This window comes from Pseudobutyrivibrio xylanivorans (assembly GCF_010906925.1).
Taxonomy (GTDB): Bacteria; Bacillota; Clostridia; order Lachnospirales; family Lachnospiraceae; genus Pseudobutyrivibrio.
In genome coordinates this window covers 1,290,617-1,314,161 of record NZ_VTVE01000001.1, presented here as the reverse complement: position 1 = coordinate 1,314,161, position 23,545 = coordinate 1,290,617, and the positions used below count along the sequence as shown (strand labels likewise).

The following is a 23,545-nucleotide window of genomic DNA, read 5'->3' as shown; positions in this document are numbered from 1 at the left end:
AGTTCGCACATTTACATTAAATGAAAATTTGATAATGGAAAAGAACAAACAAATATAATTGCGAGGGAGAAATGAAGTATTACTGTGTCAAACAACACGATATAACAGATTGTGGGGCGGCATGCCTTGCTACAATCTGCAAACAAAATGGTTATAAACTCAGCATTTCAAAAATTAGAGAAATTGCTGGTACAGATAAAAAAGGAACAAATGCTTTTGGAGTAATTAAAGCAGCCGAAGAGCTTGGGTTTAGTGCAAAAGGTGTAAAGGGAACCCAAGAAGGTTTTTTCTCGGAAATACCTTTGCCTTGTATAGCGCATGTGATAGTAGATGGGAAACTACTTCATTATGTGGTTATACATAAAATTACAAAAAAACAAGTTACAATAGCAGATCCAGCAAAAGGTTTGATAAAGATTAGCCCGGAAGAGTTTTTTGGAGAAGTACACGAAGATAATAAGCCACCAACATACCAATGGAGCGGTGTTTTAATTCTTTTAGTCAAAAAAGAAACATTTGTAAAAGGCGACGAAACAAAAGGATTGTTTAGCCGCTTTTTTTATTTACTTGTGCCTCAGAAAAAGTTGTTGGTGCACATATTTATTGCTTCGCTAGTGTATACGATTCTTGGAATATTAGGGGCCTTTTATTTTCAAGAGATGATTGACTCGGTATTGCCGGATGCATTATCGAAAACATTAATGACTTTATCAATTGGAGTAATTGCACTTAACTTATTTAGAGTTGTATTAAATGCATTTAGGACTCATCTATTATTATATCTTAGTCAAAAGTTGGATATTGCGATGTTGTTAGGATACTATCAGCATATTTTAGAGCTTCCTATGAACTTCTTTGGAACGCGAAGAGTAGGCGAAATAATTTCCCGGTTTAATGATGCCGGAAAGGTGCGTGACGCTATTTCAGGAGCTACACTTACCATTATGATCGATACTTTGATGGCAATAGCCGGAGGGATTATTCTTTATATGCAAAACGCTAAGTTGTTTGGAATTACGGCTATAATTGTTGTGTTGTATTTTGTGATTGTGCTTGCATTTAACGGTTTGTATGAGAGGCTTAATAGAAAGCAGATGGAAGATAATTCTCAGCTGACTTCATATATGGTTGAGTCTTTAAATGGAATTCAGACAGTAAAATCCTATAATGCAGAGCGAAAAGTAAATCATGAGACAGAGAAAAAGTTCGTAAAGTTGCTGAAAAGTATTTTTAATCTGACATGGGTTGGTAATATTCAGACTTCTTTAAAGACAATAATTGAGTTAGTAGGTGGGGTTGTAATCCTCTGGGTTGGAGGATTAAGTGTAATCAAAGGTGAAATGACAATTGGTGGACTGATTACATTTAATTCTTTATTAGCATATTTCTTAGATCCAGTTAAGAATCTAATAAATCTTCAGCCACAGATGCAGACCGCAATAGTTGCAGCCGATAGATTGAGTGAAATATTAGACTTAGAAGCGGAGAAAAAGGAAGGTGAATCTAGAAAACTTCAGCCAAAAAGAATTGCTGGAGATATAGAAATGAAAAATATCAAGTTTAGATATGGAACTCGTAGACTAGTTATTGATGATGTCAGTTTAAATATCAAACAAGGTCAGCGAGTTGCATTTGTGGGTGAAAGTGGTTCAGGAAAAACTACTCTATCAAAACTATTATTAAACTTGTATCAACCAGAAGAGGGAGAAATACTCATTAATAAAAACAATATCAAGGATATTCAGATAGAAAAATTGCGAGAAAAGATTGCATATATACCACAAGAAACGTTTTTATTTTCTGGAACAATATATGAAAACTTGATCTTGGGATTAGATGATGTAAACATGGATGATGTAATTGAGGCTACAAAAATGGCTCAAGCTCACGACTTTATAAATGATTTACCGCTTAGATATGAAACTATGTTAGAAGAAAATGGTTCTAATCTTTCGGGAGGACAGCGACAGAGATTGGCAATCGCAAGAGCTATGCTAAAGAAACCAGATATCCTGATTTTAGATGAGGCAACAAGTAATTTAGATGCTGTTACGGAGAGAGCATTAGATGAAACAATCAATAAATTTGCTAAAGATTTAACAACTATATTCATTGCACATAGACTTAGCACAATTAAGAACTGTGATGTTATTTATGTTATGGAAAAAGGAAAGGTAATTGAGAGTGGAAATCACGAGGAATTGCAGCGACTAGGTGGTAAGTATGCAGAGCTGGTACGGCAACAGTCTTTAGGCGAAATCACTATCAGTGAAAATATAAAAGAGCTAAAAGAGGAAGGTGAGGTATCATGAAACCAGTTTTTATAGATATAGGGGAAATATCAGAAAGCGTAGAGGTATATGAATCAAAGCCTAACCCTGCAATAGTATATACGATATATACTATATTTCTAATGCTAGTAATATCTGTTATTTGGACAGTAAATTTTAAACTTGATAATGTGGTAAAGAGCAATGGTGTATTCAAGGGGACAGATTCTATATTTGAGGTTAGTAGCGCAGTAACAGGTTGTGTAAAAGAGGCAAATGTAGAGGACGGACAGTTTGTGGAAAAGGGGGATGTTTTATTTGTAGTGAATATAGAATCTCTCTCAGAAACGATTCAAAATTATCAAAAAGAGAAAACGGATGCAGAAAATAGATTAGAGATATTAGATGCATATGAGCAAAGTTTAGATACTGGTGCCGGAATACCGGATAGTCTAAAGGATAACCCATACTATGATGAGTTTGTTAATAAGAGAAAACTGTTATTGGAGAATATTTCAGTAAGTAGTGAGGATTTGGAAGGCAAGATATCAATATATCAAGGAAGTATAGATAATACAAATGAAACAATTGCGGTCTATACTGAAAAGGTTGAGAAGCTTACAGAGGTTAAAAATTGTATTCTTAATCGTGAAAATACCTTTCAACCCGAAGAGACATATTATTATAGCATGGTTAATAGCTACCTAGCTTCATACAATTACAACAGAGTTCAATATAATAACAAGATTTCTGAGTATAATAACCAGATAGATACATGCAATAGTCAAATCTCAGAAGCTGAAGATGATGAAGAAAAGGAAGCTTTATATGAACAAAGAAACGCATTATATTCGAGTGTTGAAAATATGGAAAATGAGCTTACTAAAGCTTTATCTAGTTTGGAAACACAACAGATTTCTGAAATTGAATCCCAGATAGAAAGTATTAATAATACGCTCTTGAGTTTAAATTCAAATCTTAGTGAAACACAATTAGAGTTAAATGCTAATACAACAGGTACGGCTGAATCAGTAAAAAAAATTGCTATTTTAACAGAGAAAGGTAATATTTACACTGAGGAATTAACATACAATGAGAAAAAAGATGAATGCGAAAATTATCTTACTAGCTACGGCATACAAAACGATAATTGCACTATTAGGGCTGCTTCTAGTGGATACTTCTATTCGACTGAGGATGTAAAGGTTGGAACATATCTTAATGAATCGACTACTCTGGGTAAAATATATCCCAAGGAAGAATCGGATTTTTATGCTCAGATATATGTTGAAAATAGTGATATTGGAAAAATAGAAGAAGGCCAAAATGTTAAATTTGAAATTGCGGCATTCCCTTCTAGAGAGTATGGTTATTTTGAAGGTATTGTAAGTTCTATTTCAAAGGATATTACGGTAGACCAAACAACAGGTGAGGCATACTATATTGTAAAAGTAGCATGCAAAAATATGATGTTATCTGGAAAAGATGGAACCGAAGCGAGCTTAAAAAATGGAATGGCTTGTACAGCAAAGATAATTGTGGGAGAACGAAGCGTAATTAATTATATTATAGAAAAGCTACATTTGAAGTAAAAGTACAGAAGCTATACTATAACAAAAGGCAGATGCATCAAGCATCTGCCTTTTGATGTATGGATTATTTACCCCAAACTTCTTCTGCGATTTCTTTAACTAGTTTAAGCTTTGCCCACTGCTCATCTTCAGTAAGTTTGTTACCGATTTCGCATGAGGCAAATCCGCACTGAGGGCTGAGATAAAGTCTATCGAGTGGAATATATTTTGATGCGTCCTTGATACGCTTAATGATTGTCTCCTTGTTCTCAAGCTGTGGTGTCTTTGTTGTAATGAGACCAAGAACTACCTTTTTATCAGGTGATACCTTAGCAAGCGGAGCAAATCCACCAGAGCGAGCATCATCGTACTCAAGGAAGAGAGCATCTACATTTTCCTTGGCAAATACGTAGTCTGCTACTGAGTCGTATGGGCCACTTGTAAAGAATGTAGAGTGGTAGTTACCACGGCAAATGTGTGATGTGATTACCATGTCAGCTGGCTTGTTCTCAAGTGCAAGGTTATTAACTTCAAGAAGCTGCTTTTTAACATCCTCAAGATCAATACCAAGGCTTGCGTATCTCTGCTTTGCAGCATCTCCTACGATGGCACCCCATGTACAATCATCAAACTGAAGATTGCGGCAGCCTGCCTCGTAGAACTGCTTGATAACATCCTGGTATGCAACTCCGATATCCTGGATTAATTCCTCATTTGTAGGATAGAATTTTCTTGTAGTCTCATAGTTTGCAGGGACAATCATCTGCTGGAAAGTCTGAGCAGGTGCTGGGATAGTATATTTTGCAACAGTATTTTCATCCTCAAACTGCTTTAAGAACTTGAAATACTCAACAAATGGATGAGCCTTTGCTTTGATTTTTCCTACAAGATATGTGTCATCAAGTAATGCGAGCTCCCCGTTGAAGCTAACGCCGCCACCTGTGTTTTCGTGGGCAACTCCTTCAAAGCCCCACATGAAATCAAGGTGCCAAAATGTTCTTCTGAATTCTCCGTCTGTGATTACGTGGTAACCAAGCTTTTTCTGCTTAGCTACAACCTTTGTGATTTCTTCATTTACAACTTTATCGAATTCTTCTTTTGTGATTTTGCCAGCCTGAAAAGCTGCTTTTGCATCCTTAAGAGCCTGTGGTCTAAGGAAACTTCCTACAAAATCATATCTGTAAGGTGTCTGTATTTTGCTCATTTTATTCTCCTTTTTGTTTAGTTTTAACGGTTCTGCGCAATACCAATGTTTTACAATATGTTCAATATGAGGATTATATGCCTAGTGAGTAGATAGGTAAAATATAAAAAATTATGACTGATTGATAGATTTTACCTATAATAAAAGCTATAATAGCTAAAGAATCTATTGAGTAGTTTTAATATAAGGAGAAGACATGACACTAAAACAGCTTAGATACGTGGTTGAAGTTGCAGAAACAGGCAATATTACTGAGGCGGCAAAAAAACTTTTTATAGCTCAGCCTAGTTTGACATCTGCAATTAGAGAACTTGAAAATGAATACAATATCACTATATTTACTCGTTCCAACAAGGGAATAGAAATCACTCCTGAGGGAGATGAGTTTTTAGGTTATGCCAGACAGGTCTTAGATCAGGCTAATTTGATTGAGGAGAAGTATACGGGCGTCAGCCACATCAAGCAGAGATTTTGTGTCTCTGCCCAGCATTATTCTTTTGTTGTGGAGGCATTTGTTGAGCTTTTAAAAAAATATGGTGGAGATAAATATGAGTTTCACATGAGAGAGACCCAGACCTACGATATTATCGAGGATGTGGCGAAGCTTCGAAGTGAGATAGGAATTCTCTATATTAATAAGTTTAATGAGACGGTTATTAAAAAGACCTTGAGGGACAATGGCCTGAATTTTCATCTTTTGTTCAAGGCCAAGCCTCATGTATTCATAGGAAAAAATAGCCCTTTGGCCAAAAAGAAATCATTAAGTTTAGAGGATTTAAAGGAATATCCACGTCTTTCATATGAGCAGGGAAGTCATAACTCCTTTTATTTCTCTGAGGAGATACTTAGCACTATCGATAGTGATAAGGAGATAATCGTAAGAGATAGAGCTACCCTTTTTAATCTTTTGATTGGTCTTAACGGATACACTATCTGTAGCGGTGTTATAAGTGAGGAGCTTAATGGCGCAAATATTATTGCTAAACCCCTAAAGGTAGATGATTACATGGAAATTGGTTACATTCTTCCAAGCAGTATCCCACAGTCACAGTTGACAAAAAACTATATCGAAATGCTTGTAAAATACACTGCTGAAGGGAAAAATAATTAGATATTCCATAGAGGAATAGATGCTGTCACAATTAGAATAGAAATAAGCTCTTAAAGACGTTCATATTTAATTATAATATTGATATAATTTCATTCGAATTCATGATTAATAAGGAGGTCTATTATGGCTTGTTTTACAGTGCCAGCTGGCGAGGCTATAGTTTCAACTATAGTTAAGAAAAGTATTGAAAAAAAGAATAAAGGTGGCGAAAAGGCTGCAGAATCAACAGGTATTCCATTTTCTCGTAAGTTAAAGTGGTTAACAAACTTACTTTGGGGTGGTGCTGTGCTTTTGGCATATGAGCACGTATGGCATGGTGAGGTTAAGCCATTCTTCCCATTTTTAACAGCTATGGAGAATCCAGAGGACAAGGCAGAGATGCTTCACGAGATGGGCACAGTAGGTGTTGGTATGGCACTTCTTGTTACTGTTGTTTGGATTGGTATTTGTGTAGCTGCAGATGTGATTGTTAAGCGTCCAGTTGCAAATACAGAAGCTGCAAAGTAGGAGGTAGAAGATGACTTTATTACTTACAGTTTTCGCTGCTATTATTACAACAGTTAAATGGTACAACAGAGAGAATGACAATATGAAGCTTCATGTTTTAATGTACATGTTCTGGGGCGCATCACTTATGTGGTTTGTAGATGCTATTGCAGAGTACATTGAGCTTGGCGCAGAGTATTTCAATCCTGCATTAGAAGATATGATTAACGATAGCTTTCTTGGCTTATCAGTAATCGCCTTTGCTCTTATCATTTGGGTTGTTTATCTTTTAGTAAAAGACCCAAAGGGTGTAGTTAGAAAATCAATTACTAAATAATTAAAATTGCAAAAAAAATCGGGAGGCCTTATGGCCTCCCTTTTATGTTAATTAGGGGTAGGGTGTTAACAGGTTTATTCGGTAGTACAGTTGGCTGTGAAAGAGAATTCTACAAGTTTACCATCTTTGAAAGTAAAGTACTGTGAGAATTCATCATAGTAATAATCAAAGAAGTGCTGGTCTTCACAATCATATTCAGTAGATGGCTCGCCAAATGCTTTTTTTACTTCTTCTTCAGAAGCACCGATTTTAATGCCGTTTGATGTAAATTCATCAGTTTTAATTAATAAATAATCAATAGTAGGGTCATCGTTAGTTGACTCATATTCGATAACGCAATTTTCATAAGTGTTATTGTAGAATGAATCAAATTCACTTGTCTCAGTTGGCTCGCCTAATTTGTCAAGAATAGCATTAGCATCAGCGAATAGAGAAAAGCTAACTCCATTGTATTCTACAGTAGTCTGGGCAATTTTATCTTTTGTATCTAAAGTATTAAGATTCTCAATAGATGTACCACAGCCTCCGCAGTAATCATCTGATGGAGCTTGGCATACTGTATCTTCTGGAATATCATCATTTGTTACTTCTGTACTACAGCCAAAAAGGGAAAGGCTGAGAATTGTTGCTGCTGAAAGCAATACTAATTTTCTTTTCATAAATTATCTCCTTGTTACTGTGTTATACGTTCTAGTACAGTTATAACACTAATGCACTTATTCGTCAACTATTAAATTATATTGTGGTATTTAGTAAGAAAATAAAATAAAAAACAGCCATCAAAAGATGACTGTTTCAAGTAGAAAATACTATGAATTTACTATATCACTGAGCTTCTTGCCGTAGAAGAAATCTCGCTCTAACATATAGAACTCAGTCCACATAGGAAGTGTCTTACATACTTTTTCACGAGGACAATCCTCAGCGCCATCTGCTAGACAGGCAACTGGAGCAAGGCTTCCTTCCATGAGCTCGATTATCTCTCCAATTGAATACTCCTCAGGAGAGCGAGTAAGCATGTATCCGCCACCTTTTCCACTGACACCCTTTACAAAGCCGCCGTGAACTAATTCTTTAACAATAATCTCTAAATATTTTTTGGAAATATCCTGACGCTCTGCGATGTCCTTTAGGGGAATGTATTCTTCACTATGTTGTTGAGCTAAGTCTATCATGACACGCAGTGCATATCGACCCTTTGTACTGAACATAATCAATCCTCCATAATTTTTTAATTCAATCGCTGGTTTTGTACTATTATACGATAGGTTAATAGGCAAATCAATAAGTAACAGATTTTTATAGCCTGTATCAAAAAAGGCATAATTTATAGAGGTTGAAGTTGCTATTAATAGAATTGATAGCAGACTATAATTTTTGCTTATTATTAAACCTATTGACTCAGTAGGCAAGTAGGTTTAATATACCAACATGCAAGACAAAAGCCCATACAAAAGGGCACAGAAAGGGGACCAAGATGAAGAGTGTACTTTGCTTTGGCGATTCAAACACATATGGATTAAAGCCAGACGGTAGTGGCAGATTTGAGAAAACTGAAAGATGGACCGGGGTGCTTTCCGACATGCTTGGTCACCAGGATTATGAAGTGATAGAGGAAGGACTAGTAGGACGGACTACAGTTTTTGAGGACAGCACAAGACAGGGAAGAAATGGCTCCAAATTACTTCCAATTCTTCTTGAGAGCCATGGACCTGTTGACACAGTAGTGGTCATGCTTGGAACAAATGATTGTAAGGCTGTCTATAATGCTTCACCAAAGCTTATAGCCAGAGGCGCTGAGATTTTACTTAGACAGATTAGAGACAACAATAGCGCAGCGAAAATCCTACTTCTTTCCCCAATCCACTTGGGAGATACAGTATGGAAGGAAGAGTTTGATCCTGAGTTTGATGAGAAATCAGTTATCACTTCTAAGGAGCTTAAGGCAGTGTTTGCAAAGCTTGCAGAGGAGTTTGATTGTATGTTTTTGGCAGCATCTGATGTGGCTAAGCCATCAGAAACAGATCAGGAGCACTTAGATGAAAAGGGACATCTTGCTCTAGCAAATGCAATATACAAAAAGCTCGTTGCAGCTTAATTAATAGAAAAGAGGAAATTAATATGAAAAAGAATTTAGTAAAGACATTAACAAGTGGACTTTTAGTGACAGGACTTTTAGCAGCTTCACTTACTGGTTGCGGTTCATCTGACAAGGCTGACAGCAGTGCTGATGGAAGCGCTGTAGAGGCAGGTGAAAGCGCAGCAGGTTTTAGAACACTTGATGAAATTAAAGAAAGCGGCACAATCAATATCGGTGTATTCTCAGACAAGAGCCCATTTGGTTATGTAGATGAAAATGGTGAGTACGCTGGATATGATGTATATCTTGCTGAGAAAATCGGTGAGGATCTTGGCGTAGATATTAACTATGTATCAACTGAGGCAGCTAACAGAATCGAATATCTTCAGACAGGAAAGGTTGATATCATCCTTGCTAACTTTACAGTTACAGAGGAGCGCGCTCAGGAAGTTGATTTTGCTTTACCATACATGAATGTAGCGCTTGGTGTTGTTTCACCTGATGGAGCTGTAATCGAGAGCCTCGATGATTTAGGTGCTGATGACGAGGTTATCGTTATCTCAGGAACAACAGCAGAGACATATCTTGCTAAGAATTACCCAGATATCAAGCTTCAGAAGTATGATGCTTACGCTGAGGCAAAGACAGCATTTGAAAATGGCAACGGCGTAGCATGGGCTAATGACAACACAGAGGTTATTGCTTTTGCAATTGAAAACGAAGGCTATACAGTAGGCATTCCATCACTTGGTGACCAGGATACAATTGCTCCTGCTGTAACAAAGGGTAATGAGACACTTTTAACATGGTTAAATGACGAGCTTGTATCTCTCGGAAGCGAGAATTTCTTCCATGCTGATTACGAAGCAACACTTCTTGATACATACGGTGCTGATTACGAGGATGAGCTTGTAGTAGAGCCTAGCAAGTAGGAAGTATTATACGAAAGGATTTGTAACCTATAGTAATGGATAAGGATATTCTTGTTGAATATTTCCCACTCTATAAGGATGCACTATTTTTAACACTTAAAATTGGATGGCAGGGCATTATTTTGGCTTTTGTAATAGGCTTAATTGGCTCTGCCATTATTCATTTTAAGACACCAGTGCTTAGGAAGATTGTGGGAATATACATTGAATTATTTAGAAATACACCACTTTTGGTACAGTTATTTTTTATTTATTTTGCCCTTCCAAAGGTGGGGATTCAAATAACAGCAAAGACCTGTGGTGTGCTAGGACTTGGGCTTTTAGGCGGTGCATATATGATAGAGACATTTCGAAGTGGCCTAGAAGCTGTGCCTGTTATTCAGACCGAGAGCGCACTTAGCCTTGGAATGAGTGATTTCCAGACACTGTGGTACGTTATTTTGCCACAGGCGATTTCAATCAGTGTGCCGGGAATTCTTGCAAATGTTATTTTCCTTTTGAAGGAGACATCTGTATTTTCCACAATCAGTTTGATGGATTTGATGTTTACAGCAAAGGATTTGATAGGCATGTACGCAAAGACAATAGAATGCTTATTCCTTTTGGTTGTTTTTTACCTGGTAATGCTTCTTCCTATTTCTATAATAGGTGCAATTGTAGAAAGGAGGATGCGCTATGGACAGTTTGGGGATTGATGTTCTATTTAAAGGAACCAACTTTTTAAGATTACTTCAAGGATTATGGGTATCGGTGGAAATTAGCTTGATTGCTGTTGTACTCAGCATAATTCTTGGGCTAGTTGTTGGTATGCTTATGACTTTAAACAATCCATTTTTAAAGACAATACTCAAAGTGTATCTTGAGGTGGTAAGAATCATGCCTCAGATGGTGCTTTTATTCATTGTATATTTTGGAACTACTAGAGTTTTTGGTTGGGAAGTTTCAGCAGAAGCATCGGCAATTATCGTATTTACGTTTTGGGGAACTGCAGAGATGGGAGATCTGGTGAGAGGCTCTATAAAGAGTATTCCAGTAATCCAGTTTGAATCAGCAATGGCTTTGGGATTTAACAAGGTGCAGACATATTTCTACATCATTTTCCCACAGACAATTAGGAGACTGATTCCACTTTCTATAAATCTAATTACAAGAATGATTAAGACAACATCTCTTGTACTTATGATTGGAATCGTTGAGGTGCTTAAGGTGGCACAGCAGATTATAGAGGCAAATAGAAATTCGTCGCCTAACGCAGCCTTTGGCGTATTTGCAGTTGTATTTTTACTATATTTCATTGTATGCTGGCCAATCAGCCGGCTCGCAACATATTTAGAGAAAAGGTGGGAGTAAATGGAATTATTAAAAGTAACACACTTACACAAGGAGTTCGGACAGAATACAGTTTTAAATGATATTAATCTGTCTGTGGAAAAGGGGGAAGTAGTAGTAATAATTGGTCCATCGGGTTGTGGGAAGAGCACATTTTTAAGATGTTTAAATGGTCTCGAGGAGATTCAGGGAGGTGTGATTACCATATCAGGACTTCCTGTTGAGGCCGGTAAAAGGGATATTACAAAGTTACGTCAGAAGATTGGAATGGTTTTCCAGTCCTATGAGCTGTTCCCTCACAAAACAGTTCTTGAAAACATCATTCTCGCCCCTACAAAGGTGCAGAAGCGCGATAAAGAGGAGGCTACCAAGGAGGCTATAGAACTTCTTGATAAGGTGGGACTAGTGGACAAAAAGGATTATTATCCACGACAGCTTTCTGGAGGACAAAAGCAGAGAGTAGCTATTGTTCGTGCACTTTTAATGCACCCTGAGGTGATACTATTTGACGAGGTTACAGCAGCACTTGATCCAGAGATGGTACATGAGGTATTAGAGACAATGATAGCTCTTGCTAAGGCTGGCTCCACTATGCTTATTGTCACCCATGAGATGGCTTTCGCTAAGGCTATTGCAGATAGAATTATTTTCATAGATAAGGGTGATATTGTAGAAGAGACCAGAGATGTAAAGGAATTCTTCATTGAGCCTAAAACAGAGCGTGCGAAGAAGTTCCTAAAGACATTTGCTTACGAATAAAAAAATGTGTAGCTTTTTTGTATTGTATGTACTCATTTTTGCAATATGGTATAATAATTTGTATTGAGAGGAGGGTTTTTATGTACGATTATATTACCATAGAGCGTAAATATGGCAGTGGTGGTCATGAAATCGCAAAAAAGCTTGCAAAAAAGTTGGGTTATCGTCTATATGACCGTGGTGTTGTTGAGCAGACTTGTAAGAAAATGGGGTTATCTTATGAGGAAGTTGCCAATATGGACGAGCAGACACCGATTAAGCCTATTTTTAAGACACCGGGAATCGATTATACTACCATAGCTGAGAAGATATACAATACAGAGGCGGATATTATTAAAGAGGCTGCTGAACAGCCTGGCTGCGTATTTGTAGGTCGATGCGCCAGCGAGATTCTTAAGGACAAAAAGTGCCTTAAGGTATTTATCACAGCCGATGATGATTATCGAATGGATAGATCCATTAATGTAGAAAATAATCCAGCAGATAAAGCTGATGAGGTAATGAAGAAGTTCGATAAAAAGCGTGAGAAATTCTTCACCACTCACTCTGGCGGTAAATGGGGCTCTCCAGAATACTTTGATTTAATTATCAATTCAGCAAATATGGATGAGGATTCTATAGTTGCTATGCTTGAGGGCGCAGCAAAAGCTTAGTGGATTACGAATGGACTCCTAACTGACATCTGGTATTGTTTTGGTGATGTACCGGTGTGATTAGAGAATGTTCGTGAAAAGTTTGAATAATTGTTAAAGCCTGATTGGAAACATACATCTATTGGGGCATTTCCCTCTTTCAGTAGCTTTTTGGCAAGTGCTAGTCTCTTTTCAATTATGTATTGCTGGATAGAGGTGCCTGTGTTTGCCTTAAATATTCGATTGAGATACACAGGATGTAAATGCAAATTTTCAGCTACACTGCTAGCGGAAATAGAGTCTGATAGGTGCAGGTTGATATAATTAAATGCATCAGTAATGGTTTTTGGAAGGACATCTACGTATGTAGGTGTCTTTTTTTTATTTGCAAGTCTGTTTATGGTGATAAGAATGATATTAAGAATAGATTCCGCAAGTACAGTGGAACCGAATTCTTGCTCATGTTCATTTAGTGATTTTTCTAGAAGATCAGTATAGCCAACAAAAGTATCTATCTGTTCTTGATTTAAGTGGATGATATTAAGCTTTGTCATATCCTCCTGCTTGAAGCAATCAGTAAAATGCTTGTAGTCATCCCCTTTGTTCTCGAAGTATTCCTCTTTTATATTAATAACAACTCGGCCATAGTCCTCAGTTCCCATAGGGCAGGCATGGTGAAAAACGTATGGAGGAAAGAGTACTAAATCCCCTGGCTCCATAATTTTACCGTCATTTTCTAATAGTATCTTTGTGTCTCCGTGAAGAAATAAGTAGATTTCATATCCGTCATGGCTGTGATAAATACCGGTCTCTGTAATAGGAGAATTCTTGTAGGCGCAGATAAAATCATTTTCATGAGTCTCCATTATTTTTTTGTAATTTGGCATTTCTTTTTTCATAAGATTTCTCCTAAAAAATACAATAGTTTATTTTTTACCTGTTGATATCATTATATTTACCTAGGTTTAAAAACGCAATAATTTTGGCATTAATATATGTATTTGTGCATAGATAAACGTGCTATTATCTAGATACGCTATAGATAATAAACAAAGGGGGAATATGCGACACATGTCTAAAACTATGCATAAAATTTGGAATTACAAGTGGTTATATATAATGCTTGTCCCTGTAATTTCGTATTTTGTAATCTTTAAATACATTCCAATGTACGGTCTTGTAATGGCCTTTAAGGACTACAACGTTTTTAAAGGCATATCAGGAAGCCAGTGGGTTGGTTTTGAAATCTTTAGGAAAATCTTTTCTAATCAAAATTTTTGGAACAGTATAAGAAATACTTTTCTTTTAAATCTTTTGACTCTGGCAATAAGTTTTCCATTCACTATTATTGTGGCCCTTATGCTTAATGAAGTGGTAAGCGGAAAGTTTAAAAAAGTCATTCAGTCAATTCTATATCTTCCACATTTTATTTCATGGGTTGTAGTGGCAAGTATTGTTGTAAATCTCTTTTCTCAGAATGGAGGAACAATCAATCTGTTTTTATCTAAGATGGGGTTATCATCAATTCCATTTTTATCTAACAATGGATGGTGGATTTTTACATACGTAATCAGTAATGTTTGGAAAGAAATAGGTTGGGGAACAATTATTTATCTGGCAGCGTTAACTGGGGTTGATGAAACATTATATGAGGCATCTTATTTGGATGGGGCAAGTAAATTCCAAAGACTCATATACATTACTCTTCCTGCTATTAAATCTGTAATTGTGGTAATGCTCATTCTTCAAATTTCAAAAATGATGACAATTGGACTTGATGCGCCACTTTTAGTAGGAAATAAAAAAGTAATGGAAGTTTCAGAGGTTATCAGTACTTATACATATCGAATGGGTATTGAGCAGGCGAAATATAGTGAATCTACAGCTATTGGACTATTCCAGTCAGTGGTAAATATTGTGATTCTGTTTTTTGCAGATAAGTTTGCAAAGCTTATAGGAGAAGAAGGGATTTTATAAGGCGAGGGTATTTTACATGAAAAATAAATTGAGTATTGGGCGAATTTTAAATGGTGTTTTATTGTTGGTGCTGACATTCGTATGCATTTATCCATTTCTAAATGTAATAGCTTATTCATTAAGTGGATACAATGCAGTATTAACAGGAAATGTCACAGTTTTGCCAAAGGATTTTTGCCTCGATGCATATAGAGATATTTTGGCTAAAAAGCAAATATGGCAGGCAATGAAAACTACAGTATTTGTTACTGTGATGGGAACAACTGTCAGTATGCTACTTACTATTTTTGCAGCATACACGCTTTCAAGAAAAGACTTAGTGGGAAGAAAGTTTATTACAGGTATGATTCTTTTTACTATGTACTTTGGCGGTGGATTGCTTCCTACATTCTTGGTTGTAAAAAATGTAGGACTATACGATTCTCTTGGAGCTTTGTTTATTCCAAACGCAATCAATGTTTTCAACTTTATTGTAATGAGAACATTTTTTAAGAGCCTTCCACCTTCTCTGGAGGAGGCAGCAAGAATTGATGGGGCTTCATACTTACAGGTACTAGTAAAGATAATATTGCCGCTGTCACTTCCAATTATAGCTACAATCGGACTATTTTATGCAGTTGAATACTGGAATTCATATTTTAACGCACTTTTATATATAACAACACCTGAAAAGTACACACTTCAGCTTAGACTTAGATCTCTGCTTTTCGGAGGAGAATTAAATAGTACAGCAAATCTGGAGGGAGGAGGCAGTATGGTGCTGTCACAGTCTCTTAAGATGGCGACAGTAGCAGTGTCCACACTGCCTATTCTCGTGGTTTATCCATGGCTCCAAAAGTATTTTGTAAAGGGAGTAATGGTAGGTTCTGTGAAGGGTTAATAGAGTTTTTTTACTGGCCAGTAAAGATATATAAATGTAAAGAAACATGGAGGGTAATATGAAAAAAAGATTTATTGCATTAGCAGCCACTGCTGCTATGGTAATGTCCACCTTTGTTGGATGTGGAGGAGGAACTGCTTCAGCTAGCAATGAAGGTGGTGGCGATTATAAAACTACATATGGAGACAAGCAATTTGACGATGTGACTATCACAGTTGAGTTGTTTGATAGAAGTAATGCGCCAGAGGGTTCTACTATTACAGACAATAAGTGGACCAATTATGTGAACCAGGAAATGAATAAGGTGGGAATCAATGTTGAGTTTGTTACTGTACCTCGAAGTGATGAGGTAACAAAGATGCAGACCATGGTAGGTTCTCAGACTGCACCGGATATCACAATTACTTACACATATCCATACGCAGAGGATTACTTTAATCTAGGTGGAACTTGGGATTTATCAGAGTTTATAGATGGAGAAGACCAGGCTAGAAATCTAAAGGCTTATATTGGAGAAGATTGTCTTGATATTGGACGAAATGGCGATGGACAGCTCTATGGTATTGTAGCTCGCCGTGCTACTACCGCAAAGACGAATTTCTTCATCAGAAAAGATTGGCTAGATGCTCTTGGAATGGAAGTGCCAACAACACCAGAGGAATTGCATGAGGTGCTTACAGCATTTGCAAAGGAAAATCCTGATGGAAGAAAAGATGTTGTTGCCGCTCATTTAGTACAGATGTGGAATATGCGTGCTGCATTTTCAACAAAAACTCAGGATGAGAATCAGTGGCAGGTAGCAGCTTCAGAAGACTGCATCATGGACTACTATGATCAAGACGGTATGAGAGAGTTCTACAAATACATGAACACTCTTTACAACGAGGGCCTTTTGCACAAGGAATACTACACAATGGCAACAGATGAAGATATGTTTAAGAGTTTATTCTGCTCAGGTGCCATTGGATTCTGTGAGTACAACGTAAATGGAAATGTTGATGTACTGCGAGGCGGATTGCTTCAGACTCTAAAGGAGAATGATCCAAATGCAGACATCGTATCAATTGAGCCATTTAAAAATGTAAATACTGGACAGCAGAACAGTGCAGCCTATGCTACTGGTGGTCTAATTGCATTTTGTCCAAAGACAGCTTCCGCTGAAAAGGTTGAGGCTTGTATGACATATCTTGATTGGATGTGCTCAAAGGATAGCGGATATGTTTTATATCACGGTTTTGAAGGAGAACACTACGATTTAGTAGATGGTGTTCCTGTTGTAAAGGATTCTGATTACAACGCAAAGGATAAGGATTGGATCCGTACAGATTTATTCCTTACAGGAAATCAGGGCTATTTTGATACAGTAGATGCTTTTAATGCATGTACATCAAAGGAATGTCCAGGATATGAGGACTACGTAATTAATAACTATGAGAATGCTCTTAAAGGAAATATTCTTCCAGATAGTTATTACACAGCGCCATCAACATCTGAGTACATCACTGATTTAAAGATTGTTCAGGATGAGTATCAGGTTAAATGTATTACAGCTTCTCCTAGTGAGTTTGACAAAACATTTGATGAGTATATGAGCAAGCTAGAGGACGCTGGCATCAAGACAGTTGTTGACGAGAGAATGGAGTACTTTGGAGTAACAAATTAGACTTCAAAAAACTATAGAATGTGAGGATTGATTGATGAATAGGAAAGACGGAATGAATTATGCACCAGTGGGAAAACCTAGGCCAGTTGTAAAGGAAGGGGAATTTGTTATTGCAGCTATTGCACTTGATCACGGTCATATCTATGGCATGTGTAATGGGCTTATAGAAGCAGGAGCAACACTTAAGTGGGTGTACGACAGGGACCCTGAAAAAGTAAAAAATTTCTGCAACGCCTATCCAGGAGTAAAGGCTGCAAGCAGTGAGGAAGAGATATTATCTGACCCAGAAGTAAAGCTAGTATGCGGCGCAGCAGTTACAAGTATGCGATGTGCCCTTGGCCTTAGAGTAATGGCCGCAGGCAAGGATTATTTTACAGATAAAGCACCTCTTACGTCCCTAGAACAGCTAGCTCAAGCTAAGGAAATGGTAGAAAAAACTGGCAGAAAATATATGTGCTATTACGGCGAGCGACTTCATGTGGAGTCAGCAGTTTTTGCCGGTCAGTTGATAAAGGAAGGTGCCATTGGAAAACCTATTCATGTAGATGGATTCGGTCCTCACAGAGTTGGGGATGTGAAAGGACGTCCTGACTGGTTCTTTAAAAAAGAATATTATGGTGGAATTCTTTGTGACATTGGAAGTCATCAAATTGAGCAGTTCCTTTATTACTGCGATTGCAAAGATGCCACAGTTCAGTACAGCCAGGTAGGTAACTACAATCATCCGGACCAGCCCGAGCTTGAGGATTTGGGAGAGGCTACTCTTCTTGGAGACAACGGTACAACTCAGCATTTTAGAGTGGATTGGTTTACCCCTGATGGTCTATCTACCTGGGGTGATGGACGAACTTTCATTATAGGAACAGAAGGATATATCGAGCTTCGTAAATACGTTAATATTGCAACCGATGAGGGTGCAGAGCATGTTTATTTGGTAAATAAAGACGGTGAACAGCATTTTGCAGTGGAGGGCAAAGTTGGATTCCCATTCTTTGGTGAGCTGATATTGGATTGTATTAATCGCACTGAAAATGCTATGACTCAGGCCCATTGTTTCAAGGCTGCCGAGCTTTGCGTTAAGGCGGAATTACAAGCAGAAAGAGTATATGGATTGGAGAAGTAAAATGATAAAAGTTGCAATTGTAGGAACAGGTGGAATTAGTCATGCTCACATAAAAGGTCTACTAACATTTCCTGAGAGATGTGAGATAGTGGCTCTTTGTGATATAAAGCCTGAAAAAGCGGAAAAAATAAAAAAACAATATGGACTTGATTGTCCTGTATTTGACGATCATGAGAAGATGCTTGCATCTGGAATTCACATTGATTTAGTCCATGTGGCAACTCCTCCATTTTCTCATGCTGAGATTTCTATTAACGCAATGAACGCAGGCTGCAATGTGCTTTGTGAAAAGCCAATGGCATCATCACTTGAACAGTGTGATGCAATGCTTGAAGCAGAGAAGCGAAATGGAGTTGTTCTAGGACAGATTGCCCAGAATAGATTTACAAATCCATATTGGAAATTAAAGAAAGTGATTGATAGTAATAAAGCAGGAAAGATTTGCTCGGTTCAAATAAATTCAAATTGGTGGAGAGGTCATAGTTACTACGATTTATGGTGGAGAGGCACTTGGGAAAAGGAGTGCGGTGGACCTACTTTAAATCATGCAGTTCACCATATTGACCTTTTAAATTGGCTTGAGGGAGGACTGCCAAATCAGGTTACTTCCATCCTTTCAAATGTGATGCATGATAATTCTGAAGTAGAGGATATTTCAAAATCAATTATGGCATACGATGGTGGAAGCCTTGCAGATGTAACTGCATCAGTTGTTCATCACGGTGAGGAGCAAAGCATCATCGTCCAGTGTGCAGATGCCAAGCTTTCAGCTCCTTGGGACCCAAAAGCAGAGGTATCAATGGACAATGGATTTCCTATGGAAGAAAAGAATGAAAAGCTTTTAGCTGAGTTGAATCAGTATATGGATTCCATTCCTGATTTAAAATATGAAGGACACACAGGTGAGATTGATGATGTTTTAACGGCACTTGAAAATGGAAAGAGGCCTCTTATTACAGGCGTAGATGGCAAGCGCACTTTAGAGCTTATTACAGCCATTTACAAATCTGGATTTACAGGTATGAGAGTATCTTTGCCAATTCAAAAGATTGATGAATATTATCGTACCGGAGGAATCGAAAAACATGCTATTCATTTTTACGAAAAGACAGTATCTGCTGAGGAACTTTCAGAGGAAGATATAAAAATCAATAGTATATAAAACGGGAGAGTAGGGGCGCTATGGAACAGATAGTGAATATTGGAGTTGTAGGAATAGGAAATATGGGTTCAGCCCATGGAATGAGTCTTTATAAAAATAAAGTCAAGGGATGCAAGCTGGCAGCAGTTTGCGATAGCGACGAAAAAAGGCTTCAGTGGGCGAAATCTAATCTAAAAGGTGTAAAGTGCTTTAATGACTATCATGAGCTAATCAATAGTGGGATAGTCAATGCTATTGTAGTTGCAACTCCTCATCCTATGCATCCTGTTATTGTGGAAGAGGCTTGTAAAAATGGGATTCATGTGCTGACTGAAAAGCCTGCAGGAGTGGACGTTAAGACAGTTGCTCACATGAATCAGGTGGCAAAGGAAAGTGGAGTAGTTTTCTCTATTATGTATAATCAGAGAACTAATCCCCTGTATACAGAGCTTAGAAGAGTATTTCAAAATGGTGACTTAGGTCAACTTGTTAGATTTAATTGGATAATTAATAACTGGTATCGGACAGATGCCTACTATGCATCTGGAGATTGGCGAGCCACCTGGGATGGAGAAGGTGGCGGTGTGCTGATGAATCAGTGCCCTCATAATCTTGATATCTGGCAGTGGATTACCGGTATGCCAATTAGGATAAGAGCCTTTTGTCACAAAGGATTATTTCATCCTATTGATGTGGAAGATTCAGCTGAGATTTTTGCAGAATATGAAAATGGAGCTGTCGGTATATTTCAGACATCTACAGGAGAATATCCTGGAACAAACAGAATGGAAATATCTGGTACAAGAGGCAAGGCTGTTATCGAAAATGGAAAACTTACCATCACTCTTTTAAAAGAAGATTTGATGGAGTACACAAAAAATTCTAAGGAATTTATGCCAAAGATTGATGTGGACGAAAGGACTATTATCCAAGAGGAACCAGAGAGTGCTCACATAGGCATTTTACAAAACTTTTCTAATGCCATAAGAAAAGGGGAGCCGCTAATATCACCAGGGGAAGAGGGAATATATGGACTTAGCTTGGCAAATGCCGCCTATTTGTCCTGGTGGAAAAATGATTTTGTTAACTTACCACTTGATGAAGATGAATACTTGCATTTTCTCCAAAGTATAAAAAATAGCAATCATGAAAAGCATATTAAAACATTATGTGAAGATGGTTCTTATGGCGAGTATTCCAATCGATGGAAAGTGAAGTGGTAGTATATATAGCTAGTTATAAATCTGATTTATAACTAGCTATTATTTTTGGCTATTGTTAAACCTATTGACTTAGTAGGTTATTAAAGATATAGTATCAACAACGAATCAGAAATAACAAGAAAGGAGCAAGACAACAATGAGACATATATTAAAATCCGAGAACTGTTGTTGTATGAATATGTGTATGTGTAGAATGCTATACTCCCAGGTTGTGAGTGCTGAAGGGTGCATGGCTTGTTGTCTTGCACCATGATGAACAAATTCGTATATACGAATTTTGAGCCACTGCTTTGGGACCACCTAGGCGGTGGCTTTTTTGGTGCTATGGCCGCTGGAATGGCATAGGTGCGGCAGCACTGAAGTTGTTGGTTCGAATCCAACTAGCACCACTTATGGTTTACACAAAAGTAAAAGGAGAAAAAAATGGCAACATTAAAAGAGGTTAGTGAAAATCAACTGGCGCAGATTAAAGATTATATAGAGTCAATAAAATATGGCTCGGTAAATATAATCATCCAAGATGGAAAAATCATCCAAATTGACAAAAGTGAAAAGATAAGATTGTAGGACTTATCGAACTGACTAGAAAACTAGAGGTTCAAGGTTACGGTTCCATTAGCTGTGACTTTGGGCCTCTTTTTTATAAAAAAATGTAATAAGAAAAGGAGTAAAAAGAACATGGGAAAGTTATTCACATCAGAATCAGTAACAGAGGGACATCCAGACAAAATCGCAGATCAAATTTCTGATGCAATCCTTGATGAGCTACTTGCTCAGGATCCATATTCTAGAGTAGCTGCTGAGACAACAGTAGCAACAGGACTAGCACTTGTAGTTGGTGAAATTACTACAAAGGCATACGTGGATATAGCAAAGGTTGCAAAAGACACAATCAGAGAGATTGGTTATGTAAATAATGTAGATGGATACAACGCGGATTCAATTGCAGTACTTACATCAATTGATGAGCAGTCAGCAGATATTGCACTTGGAGTTGACAAGGCATTTGAATCAAAACAGGAAGGAGCGACAGAGGACTTTGGAACAGGCGCAGGAGATCAGGGAATTATCTTCGGATATGCAACAGATGAAACAGAAGAGTTTTTACCACCAGCTATTTCATTTGCTCACCGCCTTACTAGAAGGCTTACAGAAGTTCGAAAGAATGGAACACTTCCATACCTTAGACCAGATGGAAAGTCACAGGTAACAGTAGAATTTGCAGAGGATGGACAGACTGTAAAGAGAGTACATACCATTGTTATTTCAACACAGCATGCAGAGGATGTAACTCTTGAACAGATAAGAGCTGATATTATCGAGCATGTTATCAAGCCGGTAATTCCAGCAGAGTTATTGGACGAGGATACAATCTACTATGTAAATCCAACAGGTAGATTTGTAATCGGTGGTCCACAGGGAGACGCAGGTCTGACAGGACGAAAAATCATCGTGGATACCTATGGTGGCACAGGTCGTCACGGCGGCGGTGCTTTCTCAGGAAAGGATCCAACAAAGGTTGACCGTTCTGCAGCCTACGCAGCTCGCTGGGTAGCAAAAAATTTGGTAGCAGCAGGTGTGGCGAAGAGACTTGAGGTTGAGCTTGCATATGCCATTGGAGTAGCAAAGCCAGTATCTATTGCAGTAGATACATTTGGCACAGGAGTAATTGATGATGAGAAGATTGTTGAGATTATTGAAAAAGTATTTGACCTCAGACCAGCAGCAATCATTGATGCCCTTGATTTACGTAGGCCAATCTACAAGCAGACTGCAGCTTATGGCCACTTCGGAAGAACAGATGTTGACCTTCCTTGGGAGCATTTAGATAAGGTAGATGAGATTAAAAAATATTTTGATGACATCAAGGTAGACATCGCAGTTCAGTTTATTTCAGAAGCTAAGGAAGCTACAACAGTATAAGGAAAGGTAAAAGGAAATGGCAGAGAAAATTGGTAAGCATATAGCAATATATGGTAAAGGTGGAATCGGAAAATCAACAACTACATCAAATATTAGTGCAGCACTTGCAGAGGCTGGATATAGAGTAATTCAGATTGGTTGTGATCCAAAGAGTGATTCTACAAATACACTTAGAGGAAATAACTATCTTCCTACAGTTCTTGATAGTTTAAGAGAGGGTAACAAGATTCATCTTGATGATATATCGGTAAAGGGATTTGGTGGAGTTTTATGTATTGAATCCGGCGGTCCAGTACCAGGCGTTGGATGTGCAGGTCGTGGTATTAACGCGGCAGTTAATCTTCTTCAGGAGCTTAATCTTTTTGAGGAGTTCAAGCCTGATTACGTACTTTACGATGTACTTGGCGACGTTGTTTGTGGTGGTTTTGCTGTTCCTATTCGCGATGGAATTACAGACAGAGCCTACGTTGTATCATCATCAGATTTTATGGCTTTATATGCAGCTAACAATCTTTTCAAGGCCATTAATAAATATGCACCTACAGGTGGAGCAAAGCTTGGTGGCGTTATTGCAAATAGCATGAAACCTGGTTATCACAGAGAAATTGTTGAGGACTTCGTTGCAAAGACAGGCACTAGCATTGCAGGATATGTAAATCGTTCAATTGATGTACAGCAGTCAGAGCTTTACGGCAAGACAGTTATCGAGGCTAAGCCAAACAGCGCTCAAGCGGATATTTATAGAAACTTAGCTAAATATATCGCTGAAAATGAAAATCTTGTGGTTCCAAATCCACTTGGTTCATCAGAGCTTAGAGATTGGGCTAGAAGCTGGGGAGACCGTATATACGATATTGAAAATGGTGTTGTTGGAGTTGCAGAGGCAATCTAACACTACAAGAAA

General features: G+C 37.8%; 24 protein-coding genes and 1 tRNA gene. 21 read left to right on the top strand and 4 right to left on the bottom strand.

What is annotated here, in order from left to right; all coding sequences use genetic code 11:
- Positions 1-71 precede the first annotated feature (71 nt).
- Together F0Q01_RS06160 and F0Q01_RS06155 are read left to right on the top strand one after the other, a co-directional pair.
- Positions 72-2,312 (top strand): peptidase domain-containing ABC transporter, encoded by a 2,241-nt coding sequence (locus F0Q01_RS06160; RefSeq protein WP_090487332.1) that lies wholly within the window; start codon positions 72-74, stop codon positions 2,310-2,312.
- Positions 2,309-3,862 carry an HlyD family efflux transporter periplasmic adaptor subunit gene (locus tag F0Q01_RS06155; RefSeq protein WP_090487329.1) on the top strand — a complete coding sequence of 518 codons (1,554 nt, stop codon included), beginning with the start codon at positions 2,309-2,311 and terminating at the stop codon, positions 3,860-3,862. The genes F0Q01_RS06160 and F0Q01_RS06155 overlap by 4 nt, the downstream gene beginning before the upstream one ends.
- A gap of 64 nt (positions 3,863-3,926) precedes the next feature.
- On the opposite strand, the gene F0Q01_RS06150 is transcribed toward F0Q01_RS06155, so the two are convergent.
- A complete protein-coding gene (locus tag F0Q01_RS06150) occupies positions 3,927-5,045 on the bottom strand; it encodes a 5-methyltetrahydropteroyltriglutamate--homocysteine S-methyltransferase (RefSeq protein WP_090487326.1) in 1,119 nt (372 codons plus the stop codon).
- Between the two features lie 196 nt (positions 5,046-5,241).
- Here F0Q01_RS06150 and F0Q01_RS06145 point away from each other — a divergent pair, with 196 nt between their 5' ends.
- The 3 genes from F0Q01_RS06145 to F0Q01_RS06135 all read left to right on the top strand — a co-directional run bounded on the left by F0Q01_RS06145 (position 5,242) and on the right by F0Q01_RS06135 (position 6,979).
- Complete coding sequence (locus F0Q01_RS06145; protein ID WP_090487322.1) at positions 5,242-6,156, top strand: LysR family transcriptional regulator; 915 nt, start codon at positions 5,242-5,244, stop codon at positions 6,154-6,156.
- Between the two features lie 123 nt (positions 6,157-6,279).
- The gene (locus tag F0Q01_RS06140; RefSeq protein ID WP_090155218.1) at positions 6,280-6,663 is read left to right on the top strand and encodes a hypothetical protein; all 384 of its coding nucleotides are present in this window, start codon (positions 6,280-6,282) and stop codon (positions 6,661-6,663) included.
- Positions 6,664-6,673: 10 nt separating this feature from the next.
- Positions 6,674-6,979 (top strand): hypothetical protein, encoded by a 306-nt coding sequence (locus F0Q01_RS06135; protein WP_090487319.1) that lies wholly within the window; start codon positions 6,674-6,676, stop codon positions 6,977-6,979.
- A gap of 74 nt (positions 6,980-7,053) precedes the next feature.
- Here the strand turns inward: F0Q01_RS06135 and F0Q01_RS06130 are convergent, their stop codons facing one another.
- Positions 7,054-7,638: a hypothetical protein gene (locus F0Q01_RS06130; protein WP_090487316.1), complete on the bottom strand. Its 585-nt coding sequence runs from the start codon at positions 7,636-7,638 to the stop codon at positions 7,054-7,056.
- Positions 7,639-7,788: 150 nt separating this feature from the next.
- A complete protein-coding gene (locus F0Q01_RS06125) occupies positions 7,789-8,190 on the bottom strand; it encodes an RrF2 family transcriptional regulator (protein WP_090155212.1) in 402 nt (133 codons plus the stop codon).
- 266 nt (positions 8,191-8,456) lie between these two features.
- Between F0Q01_RS06125 and F0Q01_RS06120 the strand changes: the two genes are divergently transcribed.
- The 6 genes from F0Q01_RS06120 to F0Q01_RS06095 all read left to right on the top strand — a co-directional run bounded on the left by F0Q01_RS06120 (position 8,457) and on the right by F0Q01_RS06095 (position 12,732).
- Entirely contained in the window at positions 8,457-9,077 is a 621-nt protein-coding gene (locus F0Q01_RS06120; protein WP_090487313.1) for a GDSL-type esterase/lipase family protein, read from the top strand.
- Positions 9,078-9,100: 23 nt separating this feature from the next.
- Positions 9,101-9,991, top strand: coding sequence for a transporter substrate-binding domain-containing protein (locus F0Q01_RS06115; RefSeq protein ID WP_090155208.1), 891 nt, complete (start codon positions 9,101-9,103; stop codon positions 9,989-9,991).
- Between the two features lie 35 nt (positions 9,992-10,026).
- Positions 10,027-10,686, top strand: coding sequence for an amino acid ABC transporter permease (locus tag F0Q01_RS06110; RefSeq protein ID WP_090487310.1), 660 nt, complete (start codon positions 10,027-10,029; stop codon positions 10,684-10,686).
- On the top strand, positions 10,667-11,341 hold the full coding sequence (locus F0Q01_RS06105) for an amino acid ABC transporter permease (protein WP_090487307.1): 675 nt from the start codon (positions 10,667-10,669) through the stop codon (positions 11,339-11,341). Before F0Q01_RS06110 ends, F0Q01_RS06105 begins: the two co-directional genes overlap by 20 nt.
- Positions 11,342-12,079, top strand: a complete 738-nt coding sequence (locus F0Q01_RS06100; protein WP_090155202.1) for an amino acid ABC transporter ATP-binding protein — start codon at positions 11,342-11,344, stop codon at positions 12,077-12,079. It begins immediately after the preceding gene.
- A gap of 80 nt (positions 12,080-12,159) precedes the next feature.
- On the top strand, positions 12,160-12,732 hold the full coding sequence (locus F0Q01_RS06095; protein ID WP_163927168.1) for an AAA family ATPase: 573 nt from the start codon (positions 12,160-12,162) through the stop codon (positions 12,730-12,732).
- Here the strand turns inward: F0Q01_RS06095 and F0Q01_RS06090 are convergent.
- The gene (locus tag F0Q01_RS06090) at positions 12,729-13,610 is read right to left on the bottom strand and encodes an AraC family transcriptional regulator (protein ID WP_090155198.1); all 882 of its coding nucleotides are present in this window, start codon (positions 13,608-13,610) and stop codon (positions 12,729-12,731) included. The genes F0Q01_RS06095 and F0Q01_RS06090 overlap by 4 nt on opposite strands.
- A gap of 184 nt (positions 13,611-13,794) precedes the next feature.
- Here F0Q01_RS06090 and F0Q01_RS06085 point away from each other — a divergent pair, with 184 nt between their 5' ends.
- The 10 genes from F0Q01_RS06085 (at position 13,795) to F0Q01_RS06040 (ending at position 23,533) form a co-directional block, all read left to right on the top strand.
- A complete protein-coding gene (locus tag F0Q01_RS06085; RefSeq protein ID WP_242941833.1) occupies positions 13,795-14,688 on the top strand; it encodes an ABC transporter permease in 894 nt (297 codons plus the stop codon).
- A gap of 16 nt (positions 14,689-14,704) precedes the next feature.
- Positions 14,705-15,568 carry a carbohydrate ABC transporter permease gene (locus F0Q01_RS06080; protein ID WP_090487300.1) on the top strand — a complete coding sequence of 288 codons (864 nt, stop codon included), beginning with the start codon at positions 14,705-14,707 and terminating at the stop codon, positions 15,566-15,568.
- Between the two features lie 58 nt (positions 15,569-15,626).
- The gene (locus F0Q01_RS06075) at positions 15,627-17,231 is read left to right on the top strand and encodes an extracellular solute-binding protein (protein WP_090487295.1); all 1,605 of its coding nucleotides are present in this window, start codon (positions 15,627-15,629) and stop codon (positions 17,229-17,231) included.
- A 34-nt stretch (positions 17,232-17,265) separates the two neighbouring features.
- Positions 17,266-18,354: a Gfo/Idh/MocA family protein gene (locus F0Q01_RS06070; RefSeq protein WP_090487292.1), complete on the top strand. Its 1,089-nt coding sequence runs from the start codon at positions 17,266-17,268 to the stop codon at positions 18,352-18,354.
- A gap of 1 nt (position 18,355) precedes the next feature.
- A complete protein-coding gene (locus F0Q01_RS06065) occupies positions 18,356-19,516 on the top strand; it encodes a Gfo/Idh/MocA family protein (RefSeq protein ID WP_090487289.1) in 1,161 nt (386 codons plus the stop codon).
- Between the two features lie 20 nt (positions 19,517-19,536).
- On the top strand, positions 19,537-20,718 hold the full coding sequence (locus F0Q01_RS06060) for a Gfo/Idh/MocA family protein (RefSeq protein ID WP_090487286.1): 1,182 nt from the start codon (positions 19,537-19,539) through the stop codon (positions 20,716-20,718).
- Positions 20,719-21,036: 318 nt separating this feature from the next.
- A tRNA-Pro gene (locus tag F0Q01_RS06055) sits at positions 21,037-21,107 on the top strand.
- Between the two features lie 34 nt (positions 21,108-21,141).
- Complete coding sequence (locus F0Q01_RS06050) at positions 21,142-21,285, top strand: YezD family protein (protein WP_090155183.1); 144 nt, start codon at positions 21,142-21,144, stop codon at positions 21,283-21,285.
- A gap of 111 nt (positions 21,286-21,396) precedes the next feature.
- The gene (gene metK, locus F0Q01_RS06045) at positions 21,397-22,641 is read left to right on the top strand and encodes a methionine adenosyltransferase (protein ID WP_242941832.1); all 1,245 of its coding nucleotides are present in this window, start codon (positions 21,397-21,399) and stop codon (positions 22,639-22,641) included.
- Positions 22,642-22,657: 16 nt separating this feature from the next.
- A complete protein-coding gene (locus tag F0Q01_RS06040) occupies positions 22,658-23,533 on the top strand; it encodes an AAA family ATPase (protein ID WP_090155173.1) in 876 nt (291 codons plus the stop codon).
- The last annotated feature ends 12 nt before the right edge of the window (positions 23,534-23,545 follow it).

What these genes read in the sequence shown, in the direction of transcription:
- F0Q01_RS06145 (WP_090487322.1), top strand. Translation starts at nt 5,242, where the DNA reads ATGACACTAAAACAGCTTAGATACGTGGTTGAAGTTGCAGAAACAGGC.
- F0Q01_RS06065 (WP_090487289.1), top strand. Translation starts at nt 18,356, where the DNA reads ATGATAAAAGTTGCAATTGTAGGAACAGGTGGAATTAGTCATGCTCAC.
- F0Q01_RS06095 (WP_163927168.1), top strand. Translation starts at nt 12,160, where the DNA reads ATGTACGATTATATTACCATAGAGCGTAAATATGGCAGTGGTGGTCAT.
- F0Q01_RS06040 (WP_090155173.1), top strand. Translation starts at nt 22,658, where the DNA reads ATGGCAGAGAAAATTGGTAAGCATATAGCAATATATGGTAAAGGTGGA.
- F0Q01_RS06050 (WP_090155183.1), top strand. Translation starts at nt 21,142, where the DNA reads ATGGCAACATTAAAAGAGGTTAGTGAAAATCAACTGGCGCAGATTAAA.
- F0Q01_RS06110 (WP_090487310.1), top strand. Translation starts at nt 10,027, where the DNA reads ATGGATAAGGATATTCTTGTTGAATATTTCCCACTCTATAAGGATGCA.
- F0Q01_RS06100 (WP_090155202.1), top strand. Translation starts at nt 11,342, where the DNA reads ATGGAATTATTAAAAGTAACACACTTACACAAGGAGTTCGGACAGAAT.
- F0Q01_RS06070 (WP_090487292.1), top strand. Translation starts at nt 17,266, where the DNA reads ATGAATAGGAAAGACGGAATGAATTATGCACCAGTGGGAAAACCTAGG.
- F0Q01_RS06140 (WP_090155218.1), top strand. Translation starts at nt 6,280, where the DNA reads ATGGCTTGTTTTACAGTGCCAGCTGGCGAGGCTATAGTTTCAACTATA.
- F0Q01_RS06080 (WP_090487300.1), top strand. Translation starts at nt 14,705, where the DNA reads ATGAAAAATAAATTGAGTATTGGGCGAATTTTAAATGGTGTTTTATTG.
- F0Q01_RS06135 (WP_090487319.1), top strand. Translation starts at nt 6,674, where the DNA reads ATGACTTTATTACTTACAGTTTTCGCTGCTATTATTACAACAGTTAAA.
- F0Q01_RS06160 (WP_090487332.1), top strand. Translation starts at nt 72, where the DNA reads ATGAAGTATTACTGTGTCAAACAACACGATATAACAGATTGTGGGGCG.
- F0Q01_RS06120 (WP_090487313.1), top strand. Translation starts at nt 8,457, where the DNA reads ATGAAGAGTGTACTTTGCTTTGGCGATTCAAACACATATGGATTAAAG.
- F0Q01_RS06105 (WP_090487307.1), top strand. Translation starts at nt 10,667, where the DNA reads ATGGACAGTTTGGGGATTGATGTTCTATTTAAAGGAACCAACTTTTTA.
- F0Q01_RS06130 (WP_090487316.1), bottom strand. Translation starts at nt 7,638, where the DNA reads ATGAAAAGAAAATTAGTATTGCTTTCAGCAGCAACAATTCTCAGCCTT.
- F0Q01_RS06085 (WP_242941833.1), top strand. Translation starts at nt 13,795, where the DNA reads ATGCATAAAATTTGGAATTACAAGTGGTTATATATAATGCTTGTCCCT.
- F0Q01_RS06060 (WP_090487286.1), top strand. Translation starts at nt 19,537, where the DNA reads ATGGAACAGATAGTGAATATTGGAGTTGTAGGAATAGGAAATATGGGT.
- F0Q01_RS06150 (WP_090487326.1), bottom strand. Translation starts at nt 5,045, where the DNA reads ATGAGCAAAATACAGACACCTTACAGATATGATTTTGTAGGAAGTTTC.
- F0Q01_RS06075 (WP_090487295.1), top strand. Translation starts at nt 15,627, where the DNA reads ATGAAAAAAAGATTTATTGCATTAGCAGCCACTGCTGCTATGGTAATG.
- F0Q01_RS06090 (WP_090155198.1), bottom strand. Translation starts at nt 13,610, where the DNA reads ATGAAAAAAGAAATGCCAAATTACAAAAAAATAATGGAGACTCATGAA.
- metK (WP_242941832.1), top strand. Translation starts at nt 21,397, where the DNA reads ATGGGAAAGTTATTCACATCAGAATCAGTAACAGAGGGACATCCAGAC.
- F0Q01_RS06125 (WP_090155212.1), bottom strand. Translation starts at nt 8,190, where the DNA reads ATGTTCAGTACAAAGGGTCGATATGCACTGCGTGTCATGATAGACTTA.
- F0Q01_RS06155 (WP_090487329.1), top strand. Translation starts at nt 2,309, where the DNA reads ATGAAACCAGTTTTTATAGATATAGGGGAAATATCAGAAAGCGTAGAG.
- F0Q01_RS06115 (WP_090155208.1), top strand. Translation starts at nt 9,101, where the DNA reads ATGAAAAAGAATTTAGTAAAGACATTAACAAGTGGACTTTTAGTGACA.